This window comes from Quyinboa sediminis (genome assembly GCF_042219855.1).
Taxonomy (GTDB): domain Bacteria; phylum Bacteroidota; class Bacteroidia; order Bacteroidales; family UBA5342; genus JBHJHP01.
Genome location: NZ_JBHJHP010000010.1, coordinates 18,933 through 41,987, shown reverse-complemented (window position 1 = coordinate 41,987; position 23,055 = coordinate 18,933). Strand labels below are relative to the sequence as shown.

At 38.6% G+C, this 23,055-nt stretch carries 19 protein-coding genes; 13 read left to right on the top strand and 6 right to left on the bottom strand.

The window, feature by feature from the left end:
• Positions 1–57 precede the first annotated feature (57 nt).
• Together ACE1EF_RS18845 and ACE1EF_RS18840 are read left to right on the top strand one after the other, a co-directional pair.
• Positions 58–765 (top strand): DNA alkylation repair protein, encoded by a 708-nt coding sequence (locus tag ACE1EF_RS18845; protein ID WP_375722256.1) that lies wholly within the window; start codon positions 58–60, stop codon positions 763–765.
• A 134-nt stretch (positions 766–899) separates the two neighbouring features.
• On the top strand, positions 900–2,783 hold the full coding sequence (locus ACE1EF_RS18840; protein ID WP_375722255.1) for a serine hydrolase: 1,884 nt from the start codon (positions 900–902) through the stop codon (positions 2,781–2,783).
• Here ACE1EF_RS18840 and ACE1EF_RS18835 read toward each other — a convergent pair whose 3' ends face one another.
• A complete protein-coding gene (locus tag ACE1EF_RS18835; protein WP_375722254.1) occupies positions 2,784–3,506 on the bottom strand; it encodes a (Fe-S)-binding protein in 723 nt (240 codons plus the stop codon).
• Between the two features lie 256 nt (positions 3,507–3,762).
• Between ACE1EF_RS18835 and ACE1EF_RS18830 the strand changes: the two genes are divergently transcribed.
• Together ACE1EF_RS18830 and ACE1EF_RS18825 are read left to right on the top strand one after the other, a co-directional pair.
• Positions 3,763–5,439 (top strand): AMP-binding protein, encoded by a 1,677-nt coding sequence (locus ACE1EF_RS18830; RefSeq protein ID WP_375722253.1) that lies wholly within the window; start codon positions 3,763–3,765, stop codon positions 5,437–5,439.
• Positions 5,440–6,013: 574 nt separating this feature from the next.
• The gene (locus ACE1EF_RS18825) at positions 6,014–6,496 is read left to right on the top strand and encodes an arsinothricin resistance N-acetyltransferase ArsN1 family B (RefSeq protein WP_375722252.1); all 483 of its coding nucleotides are present in this window, start codon (positions 6,014–6,016) and stop codon (positions 6,494–6,496) included.
• Here ACE1EF_RS18825 and ACE1EF_RS18820 read toward each other — a convergent pair.
• From ACE1EF_RS18820 to aroB, 3 genes are all read right to left on the bottom strand, one after another.
• Complete coding sequence (locus ACE1EF_RS18820; protein WP_375722251.1) at positions 6,493–6,681, bottom strand: C1orf53 family protein; 189 nt, start codon at positions 6,679–6,681, stop codon at positions 6,493–6,495. The genes ACE1EF_RS18825 and ACE1EF_RS18820 overlap by 4 nt on opposite strands.
• Positions 6,682–6,977: 296 nt before the next feature.
• Positions 6,978–8,201, bottom strand: coding sequence for a 3-phosphoshikimate 1-carboxyvinyltransferase (locus ACE1EF_RS18815; protein WP_375722250.1), 1,224 nt, complete (start codon positions 8,199–8,201; stop codon positions 6,978–6,980).
• 1 nt (position 8,202) lies between these two features.
• On the bottom strand, positions 8,203–9,276 hold the full coding sequence (gene aroB / locus ACE1EF_RS18810; RefSeq protein WP_375722249.1) for a 3-dehydroquinate synthase: 1,074 nt from the start codon (positions 9,274–9,276) through the stop codon (positions 8,203–8,205).
• A 374-nt stretch (positions 9,277–9,650) separates the two neighbouring features.
• Between aroB and ACE1EF_RS18805 the strand changes: the two genes are divergently transcribed.
• From ACE1EF_RS18805 to ACE1EF_RS18780, 6 genes are all read left to right on the top strand, one after another.
• Positions 9,651–10,127 (top strand): T9SS type A sorting domain-containing protein, encoded by a 477-nt coding sequence (locus tag ACE1EF_RS18805; protein WP_375722248.1) that lies wholly within the window; start codon positions 9,651–9,653, stop codon positions 10,125–10,127.
• A gap of 13 nt (positions 10,128–10,140) precedes the next feature.
• A complete protein-coding gene (locus ACE1EF_RS18800; protein ID WP_375722247.1) occupies positions 10,141–13,263 on the top strand; it encodes a tail fiber domain-containing protein in 3,123 nt (1,040 codons plus the stop codon).
• Entirely contained in the window at positions 13,260–14,414 is a 1,155-nt protein-coding gene (locus tag ACE1EF_RS18795; protein WP_375722246.1) for a serine hydrolase domain-containing protein, read from the top strand. Before ACE1EF_RS18800 ends, ACE1EF_RS18795 begins: the two co-directional genes overlap by 4 nt.
• Positions 14,415–14,894: 480 nt before the next feature.
• Complete coding sequence (locus ACE1EF_RS18790; protein WP_375722245.1) at positions 14,895–15,371, top strand: T9SS type A sorting domain-containing protein; 477 nt, start codon at positions 14,895–14,897, stop codon at positions 15,369–15,371.
• Positions 15,372–15,455: 84 nt separating this feature from the next.
• Positions 15,456–17,729, top strand: coding sequence for a tail fiber domain-containing protein (locus ACE1EF_RS18785; protein WP_375722244.1), 2,274 nt, complete (start codon positions 15,456–15,458; stop codon positions 17,727–17,729).
• Positions 17,730–17,913: 184 nt separating this feature from the next.
• Positions 17,914–19,263: a PKD domain-containing protein gene (locus ACE1EF_RS18780; RefSeq protein WP_375722243.1), complete on the top strand. Its 1,350-nt coding sequence runs from the start codon at positions 17,914–17,916 to the stop codon at positions 19,261–19,263.
• A 227-nt stretch (positions 19,264–19,490) separates the two neighbouring features.
• Here the strand turns inward: ACE1EF_RS18780 and ACE1EF_RS18775 are convergent, their stop codons facing one another.
• Together ACE1EF_RS18775 and ACE1EF_RS18770 are read right to left on the bottom strand one after the other, a co-directional pair.
• Positions 19,491–19,703, bottom strand: a complete 213-nt coding sequence (locus ACE1EF_RS18775; RefSeq protein ID WP_375722242.1) for a helix-turn-helix transcriptional regulator — start codon at positions 19,701–19,703, stop codon at positions 19,491–19,493.
• Positions 19,704–20,150 (bottom strand): hypothetical protein, encoded by a 447-nt coding sequence (locus tag ACE1EF_RS18770; protein WP_375722241.1) that lies wholly within the window; start codon positions 20,148–20,150, stop codon positions 19,704–19,706.
• 307 nt (positions 20,151–20,457) lie between these two features.
• Here ACE1EF_RS18770 and queC point away from each other — a divergent pair, with 307 nt between their 5' ends.
• The 3 genes from queC to ACE1EF_RS18755 are packed head-to-tail and all read left to right on the top strand — an operon-like array spanning position 20,458 to position 22,867.
• Entirely contained in the window at positions 20,458–21,141 is a 684-nt protein-coding gene (queC, locus tag ACE1EF_RS18765) for a 7-cyano-7-deazaguanine synthase QueC (RefSeq protein ID WP_375722240.1), read from the top strand.
• Entirely contained in the window at positions 21,138–22,001 is an 864-nt protein-coding gene (locus ACE1EF_RS18760; RefSeq protein WP_375722239.1) for a 7-carboxy-7-deazaguanine synthase QueE, read from the top strand. The genes queC and ACE1EF_RS18760 overlap by 4 nt, the downstream gene beginning before the upstream one ends.
• On the top strand, positions 21,998–22,867 hold the full coding sequence (locus ACE1EF_RS18755; RefSeq protein WP_375722238.1) for an NADPH-dependent 7-cyano-7-deazaguanine reductase QueF: 870 nt from the start codon (positions 21,998–22,000) through the stop codon (positions 22,865–22,867). Before ACE1EF_RS18760 ends, ACE1EF_RS18755 begins: the two co-directional genes overlap by 4 nt.
• Positions 22,868–23,055: the final 188 nt, after the last annotated feature.

Here is a 23,055-nt window from a genome sequence, read left to right as displayed (position 1 = left end):
TTGTTGGTAAAAATGTATATTTATATGATATTAATCAGTTTTATTAACAATTGACATATGAATTTAACGAATAATATAATTACAGAGCTAAAGCGACGGTCTCAACCGGAAAAAGCCCAACAGATGTTACGGTTTTTTAAAACCGGTAAGGGTGAATATGGTGAAAACGATAAGTTTCTGGGACTTACTTCAGCGGAGATTCGTGAGGTTGCAAAAGCAAATAAAACAGCTGATTTCACCACTTTATCCAGACTTCTGGAATCTGAATATCACGAAATAAGAATGTGTGGAGGTTTCATTCTTGTTGAGCAGTTTAAGAAGGCAAGAGATACAGCATCGCAAAAGATTATTGTTGATTTTTATCTTGATCATCTGCAAAGTTTTAACAACTGGGATCTGGTGGACAGTACCTGTTATAATATCCTGGGGAACTATCTTTTAAAACAGGATGACCGCAGTATATTATACGAGCTGGCAGATTCCGGCCATCTCTGGAGTCAGCGTGTTGCCATGGTTTCAACCATGGCGTTTTTAAGAAAAGAACAGTTTGAAGACACATTTAAACTGGCTGAACTACTTTTGCATCATCCTCATGATCTGATGCATAAAGCTGTTGGCTGGCTGTTAAAAGAAGCCGGCAAACGTAACAGAAACCGCCTGAATAGTTTTCTGGATCAATTTGCCAAAGAAATGCCCCGAACCATGCTACGGATTGCCATTGAAAAACATCCACCAGAGGTGATAGAAAAATATATGCAGCGTTAGCCGTGCTTTTTTTAACAATCAGGATTATGTTTTCTTAAACATACCTGATACGTAATTTGTTACATACAAAACCCTGCTTTAATAATCTTTATTAACTTTTATTTCTCTAACAGAAATAATCACGAATTTCAAATATGAAAAAGTTTACTGTATCACTTATTTTAGTACTTGTATCTTCCGTATTTTATGGACAAAGTGGCATTCCTGTACCGGCCATGAGCAATTGTGATAACCAGGTTAATGCATTTTTGAATAAGTACGATATTCCGGGGGCAACCCTGGCGATTACTTATCAGGGTAGGCTTATTTACATGCGTGGGTTCGGTTATCAGAATCTAGGCAGGAACATCGCCGTTGAACCCTACAATATGTTCAGAATTGCCAGTGTATCAAAAGGTATTACCAGCATTGCCATTATGAAACTGATCGAAGAGGGAAATTTTAATATCGACGATAAAGTTTTCGGCGATGCCGGAATTCTGGCCGATCATCCAGCGTTTAAAGATCTCAGCATAACAGATGCACGTATTTATGACATAACCGTTAAACAACTATTAGAGCATACCGCCGGATGGAACAGGGATAATAACTGCTTTCCTAACCCAACATCACCTTACCCTTATTATTTTTCCGGTTGTGATCCAATATCGGCACCACTGCATGTAACACAAACTCTGGGTGTGGATAATCCGGCCACCGAAGAAAATATGATTCAGTTTTTGTTATTAAAAGGGCTCGATTTTGATCCCGGAACCGAATACCATTACTCAAATATTGGTTACCTGGTACTTGGTGAAATCATTGAAACGATTACCGGTATGTCTTACGAGGATTATGTAAAAACAGAGATACTTGATCCATTGGGGATCTATGACATGCACCTTGGTAAGAACCTGCAAAAAGATAAGTTCGAACGCGAAGTGGATTATTTCGGGAATGGGTATACAAACCTTTCCATTTACGGAACCGGAGAATATCTTCCCTGGGAATACGGTGGATTTAACATTGAAGCGATGGATGCGCATGGTGGATGGATTGCTTCGGCACGTGACCTGGTAAGATTGCTCGTGAGCGTTGACAAATTTTCGACGAAACCCGATATTTTAAATTCTGAAACGCTGGATGTAATGGTTGATCCGTCAACTGTGAACAGTAATTATGCCAAAGGCTGGCAGGTGAATCAGTACAACAACTGGTGGCATACCGGCGCACTGGATGGCACAGCTTCTTTATGGGCCAGAACATCCGGGGGATTTACGTGGGCGTTTATTATGAACAAGCGCATCACCGATGCCCGCTCAAACGCTTTCTGGAGTGAGGTCGACAATATCCCCTGGAGCTGCATAACAGGAGTAAGTGATTTTCCTGAATTTGACCTGATGCTCTTTCCGAAAGTTAACACTACCGGATTATCAGCTACTGACATACAGGACGGTCAGGTTACAGCCAACTGGACCCGTGGCGATGGCGACTTTTGCATGCTGGTGTGCCGGGAAGGTTCCAAACCTGTGGATTATCCCTTTGACGGTGTCACCTACTTCAGTAATTCTGAATTTTTAGCCGGAGATGACCTCGGTAACCGGACCTATGTGCTGTATACCGGCACTGGTAATTCAGCGACTATTACCGGTTTGGATCCGGACAAATCCTATTATTTCAGAGTGTTTGAATACAATAAAAACAGCAATACCGGTGATTATCCGCTTTATCTTCTGGCTAAAAGCGATACCTATGCCACAACAGGGAATACAACCGGAATTGATCCGGTTCAACAGGATGTTCTGCTTGTCTACCATGATCAGGTCCATAAGTTGCTGCATGTTACCTTAGCAGATAATAAGGCGAACCTGAAAATAAAATCAATAAAAATATATAACCTGCAGGGGCAGGCTGAATCCGTTGAACAGCAATCGGGTGAACATGTGAGTATTGCGACAGATAAGTTAGTACAGGGCATCTATTTTATTGTCCTTAATACCGAATCCGGACAATACCGGAAAAAGTTTACAGTCTTATAGTTATAATCTGCTTGCCAGGATATCGGCAATGTGAATAGTTTGTAAGGACAGATGATGCTTTTTAATGTAACCCTGAATATTCATCATGCAGGAAGCTTCCGTGGCAATGATGTATTCTGCACCGGTCGCCAGCGCATTATTCACTTTCATTTCCGCCATCGCCGATGATACCGGTTCAAACTTTACAGAAAAGGTCCCTCCAAAGCCACAGCATACATCCGTCTCGGCCATTTCTATCAGTTCAAGTCCCTTTACCTTACTCATGAGTAAACGAGGTTCATCTTTTATGCCATAATCCCGCAAGGCATGGCACGAATCGTGAAAGGTAACCCTGTGATTAAATTCGGCATCAAAATCGGTGAATTTTAAATGATTCACCAGAAAATCGGTCAGTTCAAATACACGGGGACTCAGATTATCGCAGTTACTAAGTTGTTCCGGATCGTCCTTAAATATACGTTTGTAATGATTTTTTACGTAGCCGGTACAAGATCCGCTTGGAGAAACGATAGGATTTGTTCCGGGGAAATCCTGCATGAACTTCAGAGCCAGGTCGCGGCTTTTATCCCAGTGTCCACTGTTATAAAACGGCTGACCACAGCATGTTTGCTCCGGATTATAGTGTACGGTACACCCTGCCTTCTCCAACAGTTTTATCGTATTAAAAGCTGTATTCGGGTACAACTGATCAATAAAGCACGGCACAAATAAATCGACTTCCATAATCCTTTTGTTTCCCGGCAAATGTAATGAAAATCGTCCTATTCCGGCCATTGGCTTCTGAACTTATTCACCGGGTGATTATGTGCGATGTGTTTATATTCACCCGGTGAATCAGGGAAAGCATTTCGTATTAAGATTCTTACAATATGTTAATTCATACAATCATAAACTTGTGTTACGGACTGTTATTAAATATCAAAATAATCACATATACATATTTTTTAATCTATATTTGCTATACACTAAGGAGAACTATATGCTTGCAAATAATTATTTCACATTTGCGGAAATTATTCCGGATGTAACCTCGCGTTTTAAAAACAATAGGGCACTTGGTTTTATTGATGATGATGCTATGACCTTCGCTGAACTGGGTGGCAGGATTAACGCAGTTATGGCATTCCTTGAAGAGCTGGGCTTAAAGCCCGGTGATAAATCAATCATCCTGAGCCAGAATATGCCCAACTGGGGTATTGCCTATCTGGCTATGCTTTGTATGGGTATTGTCGCTGTTCCTGTATTGCCTGAATTTACAGAAGAAGAAGTCTTGAATGTTTTGCTACATTCAGAGGCTGAAACAGTATTTGTCTCAAAAAACCTGGAATCCAAAATAAAAAACACGGCAGCATCTAAAATCAGAACCGTTATCAGAATTGAAGATTTTTCCGTTCTCAGGCATAACGCAATGATGGAGTTCAACAAAAACGGAAACCCCGTTAAACAGTATAAAACCAATAAAGATGACCTGGCTGTCTTAATTTACACCTCTGGCACTACCGGAAATTCCAAAGGTGTCATGCTGTCCCAGAAAAATATAATTTCCAATGTGATCCAATCATCCGGTGTTCAGGACATAGAAGAAAATGACCGGTTTTTATCCGTTCTTCCTTTATCTCATACATATGAGAATACGATCGGATTCCTCCTTCCTCTTCTTTCTGGTGCCAGTGTTACCTACCTGCGTAAACCACCAACACCGGCGATCCTGGTTCCGGCCATGAAAAAAGTCAGGCCGACGCTGATGCTGACGGTTCCGTTGATTATTGAAAAGATCTTTCGAAATAAAGTGCTTCCTGAACTGGAGGGAAAAACCGTCACAAGAGTATTGTACAAATTTCCACCCACAAGAAAACTACTGCACAGGGTAGCAGGGAAAAAATTGATGCAAACCTTTGGTGGTCAGCTGAAATTCTTTGGAATAGGCGGAGCCAAACTCGATGGAACTGTTGAGCACTTTCTTAGAGAAGCCCGTTTCCCGTATGCTATTGGTTATGGACTGACGGAAACATCACCTCTCCTTGCAGGATCTAATCCGACCAATACAAAATTTCAGGCTATCGGACCAGTGGTTGAAAACTGCGAAATCAAAATTAATGAACCTGATTCCAGAACAGGTGAAGGTGAAATCTGGGCCAAAGGGCCGAATGTGATGTTGGGTTACTATAAAAACCAGGAGGAAACAGAGAAAGTACTGACTACGGATGGCTGGTTTAAAACCGGTGATTTGGGTGTATTTGACAGACAAGGCTGGCTGAGCCATAAAGGGCGTTTGAAAAATGTGCTGGTTGGAGCCAACGGCGAAAATATTTACCCGGAAGAAATTGAGTCCGTTATCAATAACTTTAAACATGTGCTGGAATCCATCGTGGTTCAGAAGAAGGGAAAACTGGTAGCCATGGTGCATTTTAATCGTGAAGAAGTGGAACTGAAGCTGCAGGAAGTAAAACACAATCTTTCGCAAAGACTTGATGACACAATCATCGGTGATTTATCAAAACATGTGGATGAAAAAATAGAAGAGCTGGCCCGTGAACTGAAGGAACATATTAACGCCAGGGTCAATAAATTCTCAAAAATCCAGAATCTTATCATTCAGTCTGATCCGTTTAAAAAGACAGCTACCAAAAAGATTAAACGGTATTTGTATACCTGACGGAGATATAATCACATTTTAAATCCTCCGTCCCGATTATTATGATATAACATCGGGACACCTCTCCCGAAGCCTCGGGACAAGCAAGGAGGACAGTTACATTTGAATTGCAGGTTTAGAAGTCCCCCTTAGAAAAAGGGGGTGCGAAGCGGGGGATTTAATACCGGTTAAGAACCGCAAAAACTGACACGAAAGTATTAATCTGAAAGTCTTCCAACGCGCTAATCCGCACTCTTTACAGCGGCCAACGCACAATTCAAATCATTTGAAACTTCCTTTACTCTAACAATGCCCCATTAAGGGTCGAATTAAAGTAGCCTTAGGTCAATGAGCAATGCGAATGCCGCCCCGGATTTAAGTAGGTTATGTAAATCAAGGCCAGAAATAATACTTTTAAATACACAAAAATCGTATCAGAACCATCTTTTCAAAAAGGTTAATGAAATATAATCTCTTTCAGTCATAAATTTGTCAACAGAACATAGTACTTCAATCATATAAATGCAGTTACGCGACTCAAAGTCTCACTCCCACTCTGCTTACAATTCCTTACCTTTGTTAAAACCAATTTGCTATGATCCGATCCGTCAGAACATCCGATGCTGAAGCTATATGTACGATCTACAACCATTTTGTGAATCACACAGTGGTGACCTTTGAGGAAGATCCTGTAACCACAGCCGAAATGGAAAACCGCATTAAAGAAATTTCCATGCGCTTTCCTTATATTGTTCTGGAACTGGATGGTACGATTAAAGGATATGCGTATGCCACTACCTGGAAAACAAGAGCATCTTATCGGTTTTCAGTGGAAACAACGGTTTATTTAGAGCCCGGAACAGAAGGAAACGGATATGGATTTGCCTTATATTCTCACCTGATTGACCTGTTGAAACAGCAGAACATCCATTCTGTTATCGGAGGCATCTCACTGCCAAATCACGCAAGCATCAGGCTTCATGAAAAATGCGGATTTAGATACCTTGGAAAATTCAGTGAAGTGGGATACAAATTTAATATCTGGGTTGATGTGGGCTACTGGGAGTTAATACTTTAGTCCCTTAGCGTCCGGTTCCCCTTAATGTGCTTTGGAAAATACGCACAGTGCCTGCATCCGTTCCCGCAACAATAGCCCCTGTCTCTGTGGTACTTCTCAGTAAATATCCTGAAACCGCGCTTATCCATGTAATAATCTTCTCCCTCTTTCAAAGGTGTTGGTGTAAATTCTATATCGTCGTACATTTTTTTCTAAATTCTCTGTTCTTAAAACATTAACTCTTATCAAAGGTTCATTCCTAACGAACCATGAATCCCGGATTAGCTGATCAATGTAAAATGTGACATTAGAAAATTTTTACTCTGCGCATATCTGCGAAATATTTCAGCGTACATCAGCGAGAACAAGTAATCCGTTATTTTTTAAAAATTATTTCTCGCAGAATACCGCAGATTAAACCGCAGATTTACGCTAAATTTCATTTAGAAACTCAATTACGGTTAAAATATAAGTTTGCCCTCTTATTTCCCATGTGATCTCACTATAGTTCTATGACATTAAATCCTGCCAATCCAAGATCTTTCCAGTATCCCGGGTATGACTTAGAAACCACGCCAGGCTCATTAATTATTATTCCCGGGAACATCACCGCTGCCGGAGCAAAAGCCATGGCCATCCGGTGATCCTCATAGGTATCAATTGCTATATTTTCCTTTTTATCACTGGTAGATCCGTCCCAGGCCATGCAGCCTTCTTCCGGCTCCGTGATCACAAATCCCATCTTACCAAGTTCCTTTATCAGCGCAGCCACACGGTTCGTTTCCTTAATTTTCAAACTGTGCAGTCCCTTAAAATAAAATGGAATACCCTTCAAAGCACAGGTCACCACAAATGTTTGAGCCAGATCCGGTTGATCCACGAAATCCACGTCCAGCTTTTCAACGGTTGAACCCGAATTTTCCAGGACTGCTCCTTCATCAGAATAAGTTGTTTTTACGCCCAGCTGTTCAAACAATTCACCACAGCGGCTGTCACCCTGGTAGCTTTCTTTTATCAGATCAGGAATTTCCACTTTGGCTCCCGGAACAAGCGAAACAATCTGGTACCAGTACGATGCGGCGCTCCAGTCCGGTTCCACAAAAAACTCCCGTGGTTGGTAGTTCTGTTGTGCAATGGTGATGGTATCTCCTTTCCATTCGGCTTTTACACCAAAATATTCCATCATACGCAAAGTCATGCGGATATAAGGTTTGGAGATAATCTTATTTTTAAGTTTCAGTATCAGTCCGCCCTGAACCGTCGGGCCAATCATCAGCAATGCCGAAATATACTGACTGCTTACATTACCTTCCAGTTCCAGTGTTTTGCTGTAAAGGGCACTGCCATAAATTTTTAGCGGTGGATAACCTTCCTTTTCCATATATTCGATGCGGGCGCCCAATTCGTTCAGCGCATCCACCAGGATTTTTATTGGCCGGTTTTTCATGCGTTCACTACCGGTAACTACCCACTCTCCCATTATTTTCGACAAAAATGCCGTTATAAAACGCATGGCTGTTCCTGCAGGCCCAACATCAAACACGTTGCTGTTTGAATTCAGTGCTTTCAACAACACCTGTGTATCGTCACTTTCACTCAGGTTTCGGACAGGAATACTGCTGTAGCTTAAAGCTGAAATTATAAGTGCCCGGTTGCTGATGCTTTTGGATGCCGGCAACACAATTCGGGCATCAATGGTCTTAGGTGCTGTTATCGAATATTGCATGCTAAACTCCTGTTACCTTGCGTAAATAATCCAGTGAATCGTCAATTTCTTCACGTGTACAGTTCATGTTGATCTGCACCTCACCGATGTTTTTCATAAAGGTAAAGTTGATCATTCCACCCTTGTTCTTTTTATCGTGAAGCATCAGTTCATATAATCGGTCATGATCTTCTGAAACAAATTGAAATGAGCCATAATTCCTGACAACCAGGTCAACCAGTTGATCCAGAGTTTTTTCCGGGAAGTTCAGTTTTTTATGCGATAAATACAGTTCACTTATCAGTCCCCAGGCAACTGCATAGCCGTGTAGTACAGGACGTCCCTGTTCCATGGCCATACTTTCCAGTGCATGCCCGATGGTATGCCCCAGGTTCAGTGCCTTACGAATACCTTTTTCATACGGATCCTCCGCTACAACACGCTCTTTAATGGCGATGGATTTCCCGACAATTGGTTTCAGAAGTTCGTAATCGGGATCTGTTGTGTCATAAGCACAAATCTCATCCCAGTCTGCCTGTGAGCTCAGCAAGGCATGCTTTATCATCTCTGCGTACCCTGAAATAAAGTTTTCCTGATCCAGTGTTTTCAGAAAGCGGGTATCTACGAGTACGGCTTCCGCATGGTTAATGACACCAATCTCATTTTTCAGGCCTTCGAAATTAATGCCTGTCTTCCCTCCCACAGCTGCATCCACAATAGCCAGAAGCGTAGTCGGCACATTAAAAAACCGAACGCCCCGTTTAAAAGTTGACGCTGCAAAACCTCCAAGGTCGGTTACCATACCGCCTCCAAGACTGATAAACAAGGAGTGACGGTCAGCGCCGTTATGGGTCATATATTTCCATACATCCACTAAAGCATCTACTTTTTTGTGGTCATCGCCCGATTTAATGGTGATAAAATGTGCACCGGCCAGTGTAATATTCTCTTTCAGAATATCAGCACACTTTTCCAGCGTATTATCGTCAGTAAGAATAAAGATTTCAGAGGATTTGTAACCTTCCAAAAACGGTTCAATATCATCCGCAACATTGTCGCAGATCCTAACCTTACTGTTTGCAGATTCTATGATCATAACTGAATTTTTTGCGGTCACAAAGATAAGGGCAAATTCGGGTTATTGCAATACTGTACTTTAGTCAGGGCTTCGTTTAAAACGAAACCCTGACTGGAAAAATGTTTCTAACTAAATCACGACCACAACATAACACTATCATCACACTGATAATGTAAAAGTTAATACTATATCTTCTTATAAATCAGCAGCCAAATATTGTGTCTAACACAAACAAGAATATCAGGGTTATAACTTCATACTTATTAGTTAATTCCGTAACTTTAATGGTCCAAAATGAACTGCCCCTCTTTCTCAGGAAAGCCTTGTAATACAAAAAGATAGTCTACTACGTGAGGATCAGCCCTCTATTTTGAATTACAACAAAATACCCCATGAAAACATTTGCACTAATCCTTATTTGGTTTGGATGGTTTGTCTTTTCACATGCCCAGGAAGTACTTACAACCACAGGAGGTTATGCAACCGGCACGAATGGAAGTGTAAGTTACTCTGTTGGACAGGTTACTTACCAAACCAGAAGCGGAAAAAATGGTTCAGTTGCAGAAGGTGTGCAACAACCCTTTGAAATTTCTGTAATTTCTACAATCAAGGAAACTGATGGAATATCACTTAATTTCATAGTTTATCCTAATCCAGCCACAACCAATCTTACTTTGGATATTGTAGATTTTGAGCTTTCAAATTTAATCTTTGAACTTTTTGACGTAAACGGAAAGATTTTAAAGATCGGGAAAATTACAACCACCCGGACAAATATAAATATTACCAGCCTTGAATCTGCAACATATCTGGTTAAAGTAATCCGGGATAATCAGGAAATAAAAACATTTAAAATCATAAAATATTAAGGAGGACTAAACAATGAGAAAGTTATATGCTTTTTTAACAGGATTGTTATTAACCTCATTACTATGGGCACAAAGCCCCGAGAAAATGAGTTACCAGGCAGTAGTCCGTAATTCTGATAGTGAACTTGTAATTAATTCATCCATTGGAATGCAAATTAGTATTATACAGGGTTCTGTATCCGGAACTTCTGTCTATGTAGAAAGACACTTCCCCACAACAAATGAGAATGGCCTTGTAAGCCTTGAAATAGGAACCGGAAATATTATCAGTGGTGTTTTCGCTGATATTGATTGGTCAGCAGGTCCGTATTTTATTAAGACAGAAACAGATTTGAACGGCGGAGCAAATTATACGATTACCGGAATAAATCAATTACTGAGCGTTCCTTATGCTTTATATGCCCAAGAAGCAGGCAATAAAGATGATGCCGATGCTGATCCGGAGAATGAAATTCAGGATATTAGTCTTATCGGGACTGAACTTACTTTAAGCAAAGGAAGTACCGTTGATCTTAGTATTCTGCAGGATGGATTTGAAAAAAACACAGATGATCAGACTCTCATCATAAATGGACACGAACTAACAGTTGAAGATGGCAACACTGTAACTCTTCCCGATAATGTGAATGATGCAGATGCTAATCCAACTAACGAATTACAGATAATTACTATTAGCAATGATACGATCTATTTAAGTAACGGAGGTTATGTTAAACTACCTGCTTATGAATTTGATAGTTTAATTAATAAACCTGACATTGTGACTAACCCTAATATTTTAATTGGCAAAGATGCAGGAAAAAATAATCCTGATGATAAGCAAATTATTGCCATTGGTGATTCTGCCTTGCTAAATAATGGAACTGGGGTAACTAATAGCATTCAAGGAACAGGCAATACAGCGATTGGGTTTAAATCCCTGTATTTTAATACATTAGGAAGTTATAATACGGCCAATGGTTATAAAGCCTTATCTTCAAACACTACAGGGTATAATAATACTGCTATTGGAAATTATGCTCTGATTAACAACATATTAGGGGATGGAAATACCGCACTTGGATCTAGTGCTTTAGAGAATAACACAATTGGCAATTATAACACAGCAAACGGATCTCAGTCTTTGTACTCTAACACCACTGGATTTTGGAACACAGCAAATGGTTATCATGCTTTATATTCTAATACAGCCGGGAGTTCTAACACGGCAAATGGTTATTTTGCTATGCAATACAATACAACTGGAAGATATAATACTGCCAGCGGTTCTAGAGCTTTGTATGGTAATAATATAGGACAGAACAACACCGCGAGTGGTTATTCAGCTTTGTATTTCAATACAGAAGGGAGTGGAAACACGGCTAATGGTTCACAAGCCTTATATTCAAACACAACAGGGTATGGTAATACAACCACTGGAAGTATAGCTATGTATTCAAATACTTCAGGATATTATAATACGGCAAATGGTTTTGAAGCTTTGTATTCCAACACCACAGGGAATTGCAACATCGCAAATGGTATTCGTGCTTTATATCATAATACGACAGGGGAAAGCAATTCGGCTAATGGATCTTATTCTTTGTGTTTAAATGTAACAGGAAATTATAACACTGCAAACGGTCGTAGTGCGTTATTTTCTAACACAACAGGGAATGAAAATACGGCTGATGGTGTTTCTGCTTTGGCGAATAACACAATTGGCTCTAATAACACAGCAAATGGTCGTAGTGCTCTGTATTCTAACACTGAAGGGCATGACAATACCGCAAATGGATATGATGCGCTCTATAATAATACAACCGGTAATTATAACGTTGCAATGGGTAACAATGCCCTTTTAAGTAATACAACAGCAAATGACAATACAGCTTTGGGACGTGCATCTCTGAAGAGTAACACATCTGGATATGAGAATACGGCTACAGGTTCATGGGCTCTTTTAAGTAATATTGAAGGTAGCTATAATTCCGCTTATGGACGAGCTGCTATGTATCATAATACAGAAGGTAATTATAATACAGCTATTGGATATGAATCACTGAATAAAAATATTTCAGGTTCTTCAAATATTGCAATTGGGACTCGGGCTCTTTACAATAACACCGAACGCTGTAATCTGGTAGCTATCGGTGATTCTGCATTATATAATAATGGCATTGGAGCAAATCAAAGCTGGGATGCAACTGAAAATACAGCAGTAGGTTCAAAATCTCTTTATTCTAACACAACAGGGTGCTATAATACTGCATTTGGATATGAAACTAATAAATTCAATACTACAGGAAGTTTGAATACGGCACACGGTTATAAAGCCCTTTATTCTAACTCCTTGGGCAGCTATAATACTGCAAACGGATCATTTGCACTAAACCTTAATACAACAGGTTATGATAATACTGCAACTGGCTATAAAGCTCTTTATTCCAATACACAAGGATCTCAAAATGTTGCATATGGAGATAATGCACTTTATTCTAACACAACGGGAAAATATAACACAAGCTCTGGAATGTGGGCGTTATCCATCAATAAAACAGGTAATTACAACACGGCTTTAGGATATACTGCAGGTCCTTCCAGTGATGGTTTAACCAATACCACAGCATTAGGGAATGACGCAAGGGTAACTGCCAGCAATACAATTCGGATTGGGAATTCATCAATTATCTCTATAGGTGGTTATGCCCCTTGGATAAATTTATCAGATGGCAGGTTTAAAACCAATGTAAAACAAAATGTACCCGGACTTGAATTTATTATGAAACTAAGACCGGTAACCTTTAAATGGGATTTACATAAATTAGATGAATTTAATGGCATAAAAGATAGTCTGTATTTTAACAGTTCTGAGATGAAGGCAGCACGTCTTAAAAAAGAGGCTAAAATAAATACTGGATTTATAGCACAAGAGGTTGAAAAGGCTGCTAATGAATGTGGATATGATTTTAGTGGGATTCATAAACCTATAAATGATAAATCCCATTACAATCTGGCTTATTCAGAATTTGTAGTTCCCCTTGTTAAAGCTATGCAAGAACAGCAAGAAATGATCAAGGTTCAAGAAAAAAAAATAACATCCCAACAAAAGCTAATAGATGAATTAATAAAACGCGTTGAACAGTTGGAAAAATGATTAAGAAAAGATCAGTAAAATTATTCAGCTATGAGGAACGGATTTTCTTTATTTTTCTATTACTACATTATTCATTCTATTCTGGTATAGCTCAAAAGACAAACAGTTGCTCATTAATTAATAAATTCGAAAATCAATTAGCGAATGATGTTAAGGATGATCAGGTAGGCAGTATATCTGCATCTATTATTCTTGATAATAAAACTGTATGGTCAAAAGCATTTGGTTATGCCGACCCAATGAAACAATTTGATGCTGACACATCCACTCTTTACCGTGTTGCTTCTGTTTCAAAAACTTTTACTGTTTTACTGATGATGAAAATGATTGAAGAAGGTTATTTCAAACTGGATGATCCTGTTGATATTTTTGTCCCTGAAATAAAAAAAATTCGGGGATATTCTGAGTCAAACAGAATAACTTTCAAACAACTTGCAAGTCATACTTCAGGACTTGACAGAGAGCCAAAACTTAGGAATGCGGACTTAGGTCAACCTGAGTTTTGGGAAAATCAAACTATTTTATCAATTCCGACCATAAAACTAATATCGGAACCCGGGTTAAAATATAATTATTCAAATATTGGAATTTCTATTATTGGTCTGGCAATATCTAGAGCAGCAAAAAAACCATTTATAGATTTAATTGTTGATAAAATTCTCATCCCATTAAATATGAAAAATACTTTTTATAGAGTTCCTGAAAAAGAAAGGAATAAAATGTCTATTGGTGTTTATGGTAGCCGCCTGACGAAAAGAAATATAAAAATAGCAAATCGTGAACTTCAGGGAAGAGGTTATAAAGTTCCAGCTGCTGGATTGATAACAACGTCTACTGACTTAACCAGATTCGTTATATCATTAATGGGCAGATCTGAGAGCAAAATATTAAGTAATGAAAGTCTTAAACTTATGCAAACTCCAGTCATTCAAATTGATTCCGGGGTTTATTATGGCCTTGGACTATTTATAACAAAAAATGAGAATCATATAATTATTGGTCATGGAGGTACTACCCGGGGATTTTGTTCATTATTTGCCTTTGATCCAACAAATAATAATGGAGTAGTTTTATTAAGGAATTATAACAAAGGAAAGATGAATTTTGACACAAGTGCAACCTTATTATTGAACGAACTTGCGTTTAAATAAATCTATCAAATTTGCGAAGAATTAAAAGTGCAGGATTTCAGTCTCCCTGTAGAGTAACTATACTTAGGCACGTTCATGTAAAAAGTATAGTCTATACATTTTAACATTGTTGTCTATATTGCATCTATGAGTTAGGTAAAAAAGGAATTTGTTAGTTACTATAAATGAAAACTCTAAAAACTATCTTGATTTTATATCATTTTGAGACGATACCGTTTGACAATAAGTAAAAAACACCATAACTTTATATTTTATTTGCTCCAACAATCTCTCATTCTGCAGAAAACAAACTGCTTGATAGCCAGATGATACATATTCATAATAATTTGAAACTTACGTTTAAAACTTTCATTTTTAAATACCTAATTTTATCTGGTATAATATGAACGGCCCCTCTTTCTCAGGAAAGCCTTGTAATACAAAAAGATATTCTACTACGTGAGGATCAGCCCTCTTTTTTGAATTACAACAAAATACCCCATGAAAACATTTGCACTAATCCTTATTTGGTTTGGATGGTTTTCCTTTGCCAGTGCACAGGAAGCAATTACTACGACCGGTGGTTCTGCATCCGACTCTAATGGAACTGTAAGCTATACTGTTGGACAGATTGCTTACCAAACTCAAACTGGAACAAACGGTTCAGTTGCAGAAGGTGTGCAACAACCCTTTGAAATCTCTGTAATTTCTTCAATTAAAGAAACTGATGGAATATCACTTAATTTCATAGTTTATCCTAATCCAGCCAAAACCAATCTTACTTTGGATATAGCTGATTTTGAGCTCTCAAATTTAATCTTTGAACTTTTTGACGTAAACGGAAAAATTTTAAAGACCGGGAAAATTACAAACACCAGGACAAATATTGATATTACCAGCCTTGAATCAGCATCATATTTGGTTAAAGTCATTCGGGATAATCAGGAAATAAAAACATTTAAAGTCATTAAATATTAGGAGGACGAATCAATGAAAAAGTTATATGCCGTTTTAGCAGGATTGTTATTAACCTCAATATTTTGGGCACAAAGCCCTGAGAAAATGAGCTATCAGGCAGTAATCAGGAATGCTGATAGTGAACTTGTAATGAATTCTTCTATTGGAATGCAAATAAGTATTATACAGGGTTCAATATCCGGAACTTCTGTCTATGTTGAAAGGCACTTCCCAACAACTAATGAAAATGGTTTGGTAAGCCTTGAAATAGGAACCGGGACTATTATCAGTGGTGTCTTCGCTGATATCGATTGGTCAACTGGTCCGTATTTTATAAAGACAGAAACAGATTTAAATGGTGGGGCAAATTATACGATTACCGGAATAAATCAGTTATTGAGTGTTCCTTATGCTTTATATGCACAAGAAGCAGGCAATAAAGATGATGCCGATGCGGATCCGGAAAATGAAATACAGGATATTAGTCTTATCGGGACTGAACTTACTTTAAGCAAAGGAAGTACTGTTGATCTTAGTATTTTGCAGGATGGATTTGAAAAAAACACAGATGATCAGACTCTCAGTATTGATGGACACAAACTATCAATTGAAGATGGAAATACTGTAACCCTTCCTGATAATGTGAATGATGCTGATGCTGATCCAGAGAATGAATTACAGGATATCTCATTGGTTGGAAATGAACTATCCATATCAGGTGGAAGCACGGTCACTCTTGCTCAGGAAGGAATTACCATCACACCAAATATATTAATTGGTGAAGCAACAGGAGAAAATTCTGATCCAACAAGAGATATTGTTGCTATAGGCGATTCAGCATTGTTTAATAATGGAATAGAAATAGTATATAGCTATAATGCAAAATACAATACTGCAGTTGGATCAAGAGCTTTGCGTTCCAATACAAAAGGGGATGGCAACACAGCAATTGGTTATATGGCCATGTATTACAACATAAGTGGATGGGAGAACACAGCAAATGGATATATGGCTTTGTATCACAACACAACAGGGGACCGCAATACGGCAAATGGTTATCGTGCGCTGTTTTCTAATACAACAGGATCCTATAACACAGCAAATGGTCATTATACAATGACCTATAACCAAACTGGATCAAATAACACAGCCAATGGTTTTTCTGCTTTGTTTAAGAATACAGATGGGTGTAACAACACAGCAACTGGATATTATGCACTATATTCTAATGAAACAGGGAGCGACAACACTGCGAATGGTTATAAGGCTTTGTGTTATAACTCAACAGGTTCCTACAACACAGCAACTGGAAATTATGCATTGTTTTCTAACACAACAGGCCATGATAATACAGCGAATGGTCAATATGCACTGAATTCTAACCAAACAGGCTGGAATAATACAGCCAATGGAATTGAATCATTATATTCAAATACAGAAGGGCATGATAATACAGCAAGTGGATATTATGCACTTAATGGAAATACAACCGGTAATTATAATGTTGCAACAGGAAATAATGCCCTTTTAAGTAACACAACCGCTAGCGATAATACAGCTTTAGGGCGTGCAGCTATGAAGAATAATACAACAGGATATGAGAATACAGCTACAGGCTCATGGGCACTTTTAAGTAATACTGAAGGCAACTTTAATTCAGCTTATGGGCGTGCTTCCATGTACCATAATTCTGTCGGTAATTATAATACAGCAATAGGATATGAGTCCCTTAATAATAATCTAAGTGGAAATAATAATGTTGCCGTAGGTTATCATGCAGGATGGGGAGTAACAAGCAGTAATTTTGATAATTGCACTTTTGTTGGTTCAAATTCATACCCATCGGTGGGTAGAAGCAATGTGACCATGTTGGGTTATGGTATAACAAATGCCCAGTGTACAGGCAGCAATCAGGTATTGCTTGGAAACACATCAGTTTCACAAATACGCGCCCAGGTTGGCAGCCTAACCACTTATTCCGATGCAAGATTTAAAACCAACATCAAAGAAAATGTTGCAGGATTGGATTTTATTATGAAACTGAAACCTGTGACATTCAATAAAAAGCCATCTGAATTATTTAAAATCTGGGGAGAAGAAGTTAATTCAAATTCAGATGAAGCAGTTGAAAACATCCGTTACATAGGCTTCCTTGCTCAGGATGTTGAAAAAGCAGCGAATGAAGCTGGTTTCGAGTTTCCCGGAATTGATATCCCACAAAATGAAAAAGAAGTGTACACTTTGCGATATAATGATTTTATTATGCCTCTGGTCAAATCCATACAGGAACAACAGGAAATGATCAAATCACAGAAAACAATAATTGATGAACTCATAAAGCGTATAGAAATTATGGAAGATCAATTGAATAAATTATAATGTGATTAATAAGATTAGCAGGTCCTTATAGAAATTAAGACGTTAATTATTGGTTGAACTCTGCTTCTATAGATTAAAATTTTCTATAGGAATATAGGCCCCTATTTCATAAGAAAGCTCTTAATATCAATGATGATATTCATCCATTAAATTCTTATTAATTAAAATTTCAACAAAATACCCCATGAAAACACTTATTACAAAAGAGAGTATTGTTTACAAGGTGCTTTGGTTAGTGGCTATTGGATCAACGTTATATTTATGGAGTTGTTGCAAAGAAAAGTTTGAAAACAGCAGTCCTGTAGCAATTATCAGTGCTGACGTAACTGAAGGTAACAGGCCATTGGAAGTAACTTTTAGTGCCAGCCAGTCATTCGACCCGGATGAAGATGAACTCACGTACTATTGGGATTTTGGAGACGGAACAAATTCCAATGAAGATTATTACCCAAAAGTATTCAATGAAACAGGTAGTTTCAATGTCAAACTCAAAGTTACAGATCCTGGTGGACTGGAAGCAACAGATAATGTTACTATTAAAGTAAACAAACCACCAGATTTATTCCCGATATCAGAGAATGCACAATGGATTTACAAGGTAACTGCCAGAGATACCGAAAATGGAAAATTAAGCGATTATGATGAAGGCACTTTGTGTCTGGTGGTTACAGAATTAAATAATGAATCACAGGATATTCAGTTTATTAAACTCAGGGTTACAGGAGAAAGATATTATAATAATAAAGGTTATGGGGAGTATATTTTAATTTCACATGTACCTGGTAAAAAAGTGGGAGTCTATCATATATTAAATAATACATTTGAGGACGGAGGTTATAAAACCATGATAAATATGGCTGAGAATACCTGGTCAGGGTTTGGAATGTTTTTTTCAAATACTTCTACGCAAAGTGTAACACAATCAACAACCAGTATCAATATGGGATTAGGCAATTATTCAGCCTATAAAATCAGGTATCATAGTGATAACATAGGAGAAAATTATGTAAGTGAACGTTATGATGTTACAGAGGAAGAATATTATAATCCACAATTCGGTTTGTTATACAGAACAACTTCAAGGTATGTTGATTTTTTAGATTGTTTTACCTGCCCGGTTTATGGTGGTGGAACTGAAATTGAATTGACGGGTTATTACATTGTTCTAAGTGATGGAACAAAATTAGAGGGCGGTACAGGCTATAATCCCGGTAATCCTTATGGTGGGAATATGGGTCTATTGACTGTATGGAATAAAATTGACCTGGGATATACAAGTATTTACCTGGATGGTGATTATGTTGGAACCATACAAAAATATTTCCCTGACGGAATAAGTTGTGATGATGGAAATGCGGTAAATGTTTTTCGTCCTGAAGGTACTTACACTCTTACTGCCGAATCACCTAAAGGATATAAATGGGAAACAGAAATAGAATTTAAACAAGGTGAATGTTTATCCCTTGAATTTATTGTCAGTAATAAAAGTATTAAAATCCACAATAATCAAATCGTTTTGGCTCCATTAAATTAAATTTTGGATATGGGATTTAACGAAGATTTATGACATTTTGAGCATACACGTCACATCTTAATTCAAATTAAGGTGAATAAAATATTACCCGATAGAAATAATTAGCAGGATTTCCATCCTACACAGGATCACATATTACTTCCATAGCTCAAAACAATTTCAACACCGAAGGTGCCATAGTATGAAAATCTTTCAATTAGTACAAAAAACCAGAACATGGCTTAAAGCTAATCTTCCTCATACATAAATACTTCGTTGATTTGTTTATGAAAGACATCCGATATTTTAAATGCCAGTTCCAGTGAAGGAGAATACTTGCCCTTTTCAATGGCAACAATGGTTTGCCTTGATGCACCAACTTTATCTGCCAGCTCCTGTTGTGTCATTTCATCGGCATCGAACCGTAAGCGTCTTATGTTACTTTTTATTATCTTTTTCATTTATAGCCCCTTTCTGTGAAAATAAATCTGTGTTCCGTTATCAACAACTTCGGAAAGCAGGCCACTGATAATAAAAACAATAAAAATACTATATACCGGCAAACCGATTGAAAGTCCAAGAATACCGAGTACAAAACCACCTGAAAACACATAATATGAATTACGCATGCCTTTTAATTTAATCAGTTTTACCCGTTCGTCTTCAACCGGTATTTTGTCTTCGCGTGTAGCAATAGCATTAATAATGTGAAATATAATGTATATGATGATTCTGGCTACTACTGAAACACCAATAAAAATCAAAAATACAACACCCCATTTTCTGTAATCCGCGGTAAGGTCAATTACTCCCGAAACATGTTTCTGGTATACAATCCAACTGTAAACCATAGTGATTAACAAACCACTAAAGATGTTTACAACGTTTTCTTTTTCCTGATAAGTCATATCCTGTAAGTTTATAATATTTAACAATAAAACTAAAATATTTGACACAAAGATATATATTTTTTACTTTATGTAAAGTATTTTTTACATATTTTTTTGTTTTATTATGTAAAGAACACTGAATATCATTTGCAAAGCCCCTGAATATTCCTTTAATTTGCGCCGTTAAACACAGACAGTTCGAAACCATCCTGTCTCTAAAAAAAACTAGGGAAATGAAAAATAAACAATTACAAAAGGCCAAAGAGCCTTCGCTTGCCGTTTCAGGCAATAGTTCAACAGAGTTTATTAAATATCCGGTACAGTCATGAAAAAGGCTGTTGTATTGCTATCGGGTGGATTAGATTCAACCATAGCGCTCTACCTTGCCAAAAGTAAGGGATACCAGGTTTATGCCCTGTCGTTCGATTACGGACAGAAACATAACCGGGAACTGGAATGTGCCAAAGCTTCATCAGAACAAGTCGGTGTGGCCGAACACAAAATTGTCAGTCTGAACCTAAACCTTGGGAGCAGCAGCTCACTCACCAATCCCGATGTACAGGTAGAAGATGGTGATGCGAACCGCACTGATATTCCACAAACCTACGTCCCCGCACGTAATATGGTGTTTCTTTCGGTTGCTGCATCTTTCGCTGAATCAGTTCAGGCCCAACATATTTTTATCGGTGTAAGCCAGGTGGATTATTCCGGCTATGTGGATTGCCGCGAGAGCTTTATCAAAGCTATGGAGAATGCCATCAATCAGGGTACAGTGATGGCGGTTGAAGAGCACAAACCTATTAGTATCCATGCACCGTTTTTATTTAAATCAAAGACAGAGGAAATAAAACTGGGTGCAGAACTCAACGTGGATTTCAGTCACACCTGGTCGTGTTATCGTGGTGGAGAAACGCCCTGCGGAACCTGCGACAGTTGTCTGTTGCGTGCCAGAGCTTTTGCTGAAGCCGGCGTTACAGACACAGCATTAAATCAGGAGGGAAAAGCATGAGCCAGTTATTTTTAGCACCGGAAGGTATTTTTCCTGCCACAAAAGATGCTGCCGGGAATCCCATAAAGAAAAAGCCGGCAACGGGTTTTACCATTCCAGGAACCATTCAGGGAGAAGGGAAAATGGCCGGCTTGCCAGCCCTGTTTTTACGACTCTCAGGTTGTAATTTAAGATGTATGTGGACATTGCCTGATGGAAACATCAGCATATGTGACACTCCTCACGCTTCCTTCAGCACAGACTTTGAAACCTTAGTCAGTACAGAAGACGCTGTCCGAAAGATTCTGCACAACCTGGGCCATATTTCCCTTTTAATTGTTTCGGGTGGTGAACCGTTAATTCAGGCTGAAGGCCTTACGGAACTCATAAAACAGCTAAGGGCAGAGAAACCGGATCTGATGGTTGCCCTGGAAACAAATGGCACTATTTATAACAGAGAACTTGCGGATCTTGTCAATTTTTTCAGTATTTCCCCAAAGCTTAAAAATGCACTTCCCTCACTTGAAAAAGTTAAAAGCGCGGGTGTTATTCTGCCAATTGAACCGGAAAACTATAAAAAGCTACAGATCAACATCAGGGTGCTTCAACAGTATATCGATCTGTGTAAAAATTCGCCGGGTAAAGATTTTCAGCTTAAATTTGTGATTAGTTCCAAAGCAGAGACCAGCGAGTTAAAACGACAGTATCTGGATCAGCTTAGCGGATGGCAGAGAGGCGATATTGTATTGATGCCGTTGGGATCAACACCTGAAGAACTGGCACAGACACGATTGATGGCGATGAAAACAGCCATAGAAAACGGGTATCGCTATTCTCCCCGCTTACAGGTGACCTATTTTGATGGAATTGCAGGCGTATGAAACCGGAAGAACAACATTTAGGAAAAAAGAGTCAGTATCCACAACATTATAATCCGGATGTATTGGTGGCCGTACCACGGTCTGAAAACCGCACGCACTATAATATAGATGATGATGCACTGCCGTTTTGCGGTGTGGATGTCTGGCATGCCTATGAATTCAGTTTTTTACTGGAGAAAGGACTTCCGGTCGCCGGCATGCTTAAAATTGTATATGCCTGCACCAGTCCGTTTATCGTTGAAAGTAAATCGCTTAAGTTATACCTCCATTCGTTCAATATGACACGGCGGGGAACGGACAGGCAACAGGCTGTTCAGAATATCTGTGTAACCGTAAAGCGTGATCTTGAAAAGCTTTTAAAGACCATGGTACATGTTACTTTTTTTGACGAATCATCCGCGATCCAACCCTTTGATTTTATGGCTTATCCACTTCTGGAAGACATTGTAGGTACCGACCTGACGATTGAAACATATACAGAAAAACCCGAAATCCTAACACCTCATGCCGGTATTACATCTTTAAGGGTAGCCACCCATTTGTTGCGCAGTAATTGTAAGGTTACACATCAGCCGGACTGGGGATCAGTATATATTATGATGGAAGGCGAACTGATTCCTGACAAAACAAGTTTATTAAAATATATCGTTTCGTTGCGAAACGAAAATCACTTTCATGAAGAGATCTGCGAGATGATCTATAAACGTCTGGATGATACATTTGCACCAAAAGACATGATGGTATGTTGCCTTTACACCCGACGTGGTGGACTTGATATTAATCCGGTGCGTGCAAGGAACAACCATTTCAGACTATTAAATCTGGTTCAACCACAAAAACTAACCCAAAGAGGCTACCGGCAGTAATTTTTTGTGATCCGCCAAACCAAAACTTTTACCATACGGCGGGAATTTATTCTACACCATTATTCTTTTATCCACACCTTTATACATCGATCAGTTCCTGAAGAATTTATTTCCTCAATGCTTAAAATGAACGCCGAATAAATATAAAACCCTTCCTTTCAGAACCTTAAGGACTGCCACCAACTGTT

Bases quoted from the DNA above. Each gene is read 5' to 3' on its own strand.
- ACE1EF_RS18770 (WP_375722241.1), bottom strand. From the start codon at position 20,150: ATGACTTATCAGGAAAAAGAAAACGTTGTAAACATCTTTAGTGGTTTG.
- ACE1EF_RS18835 (WP_375722254.1), bottom strand. From the start codon at position 3,506: ATGGAAGTCGATTTATTTGTGCCGTGCTTTATTGATCAGTTGTACCCG.
- ACE1EF_RS18760 (WP_375722239.1), top strand. From the start codon at position 21,138: ATGAGCCAGTTATTTTTAGCACCGGAAGGTATTTTTCCTGCCACAAAA.
- ACE1EF_RS18840 (WP_375722255.1), top strand. From the start codon at position 900: ATGAAAAAGTTTACTGTATCACTTATTTTAGTACTTGTATCTTCCGTA.
- queC (WP_375722240.1), top strand. From the start codon at position 20,458: ATGAAAAAGGCTGTTGTATTGCTATCGGGTGGATTAGATTCAACCATA.
- ACE1EF_RS18815 (WP_375722250.1), bottom strand. From the start codon at position 8,201: ATGCAATATTCGATAACAGCACCTAAGACCATTGATGCCCGAATTGTG.
- ACE1EF_RS18825 (WP_375722252.1), top strand. From the start codon at position 6,014: ATGATCCGATCCGTCAGAACATCCGATGCTGAAGCTATATGTACGATC.
- ACE1EF_RS18755 (WP_375722238.1), top strand. From the start codon at position 21,998: ATGAAACCGGAAGAACAACATTTAGGAAAAAAGAGTCAGTATCCACAA.
- ACE1EF_RS18820 (WP_375722251.1), bottom strand. From the start codon at position 6,681: ATGTACGACGATATAGAATTTACACCAACACCTTTGAAAGAGGGAGAA.
- ACE1EF_RS18795 (WP_375722246.1), top strand. From the start codon at position 13,260: ATGATTAAGAAAAGATCAGTAAAATTATTCAGCTATGAGGAACGGATT.
- ACE1EF_RS18830 (WP_375722253.1), top strand. From the start codon at position 3,763: ATGCTTGCAAATAATTATTTCACATTTGCGGAAATTATTCCGGATGTA.
- ACE1EF_RS18790 (WP_375722245.1), top strand. From the start codon at position 14,895: ATGAAAACATTTGCACTAATCCTTATTTGGTTTGGATGGTTTTCCTTT.
- ACE1EF_RS18805 (WP_375722248.1), top strand. From the start codon at position 9,651: ATGAAAACATTTGCACTAATCCTTATTTGGTTTGGATGGTTTGTCTTT.
- ACE1EF_RS18845 (WP_375722256.1), top strand. From the start codon at position 58: ATGAATTTAACGAATAATATAATTACAGAGCTAAAGCGACGGTCTCAA.
- ACE1EF_RS18785 (WP_375722244.1), top strand. From the start codon at position 15,456: ATGAGCTATCAGGCAGTAATCAGGAATGCTGATAGTGAACTTGTAATG.
- ACE1EF_RS18775 (WP_375722242.1), bottom strand. From the start codon at position 19,703: ATGAAAAAGATAATAAAAAGTAACATAAGACGCTTACGGTTCGATGCC.
- ACE1EF_RS18780 (WP_375722243.1), top strand. From the start codon at position 17,914: ATGAAAACACTTATTACAAAAGAGAGTATTGTTTACAAGGTGCTTTGG.
- ACE1EF_RS18800 (WP_375722247.1), top strand. From the start codon at position 10,141: ATGAGAAAGTTATATGCTTTTTTAACAGGATTGTTATTAACCTCATTA.
- aroB (WP_375722249.1), bottom strand. From the start codon at position 9,276: ATGATCATAGAATCTGCAAACAGTAAGGTTAGGATCTGCGACAATGTT.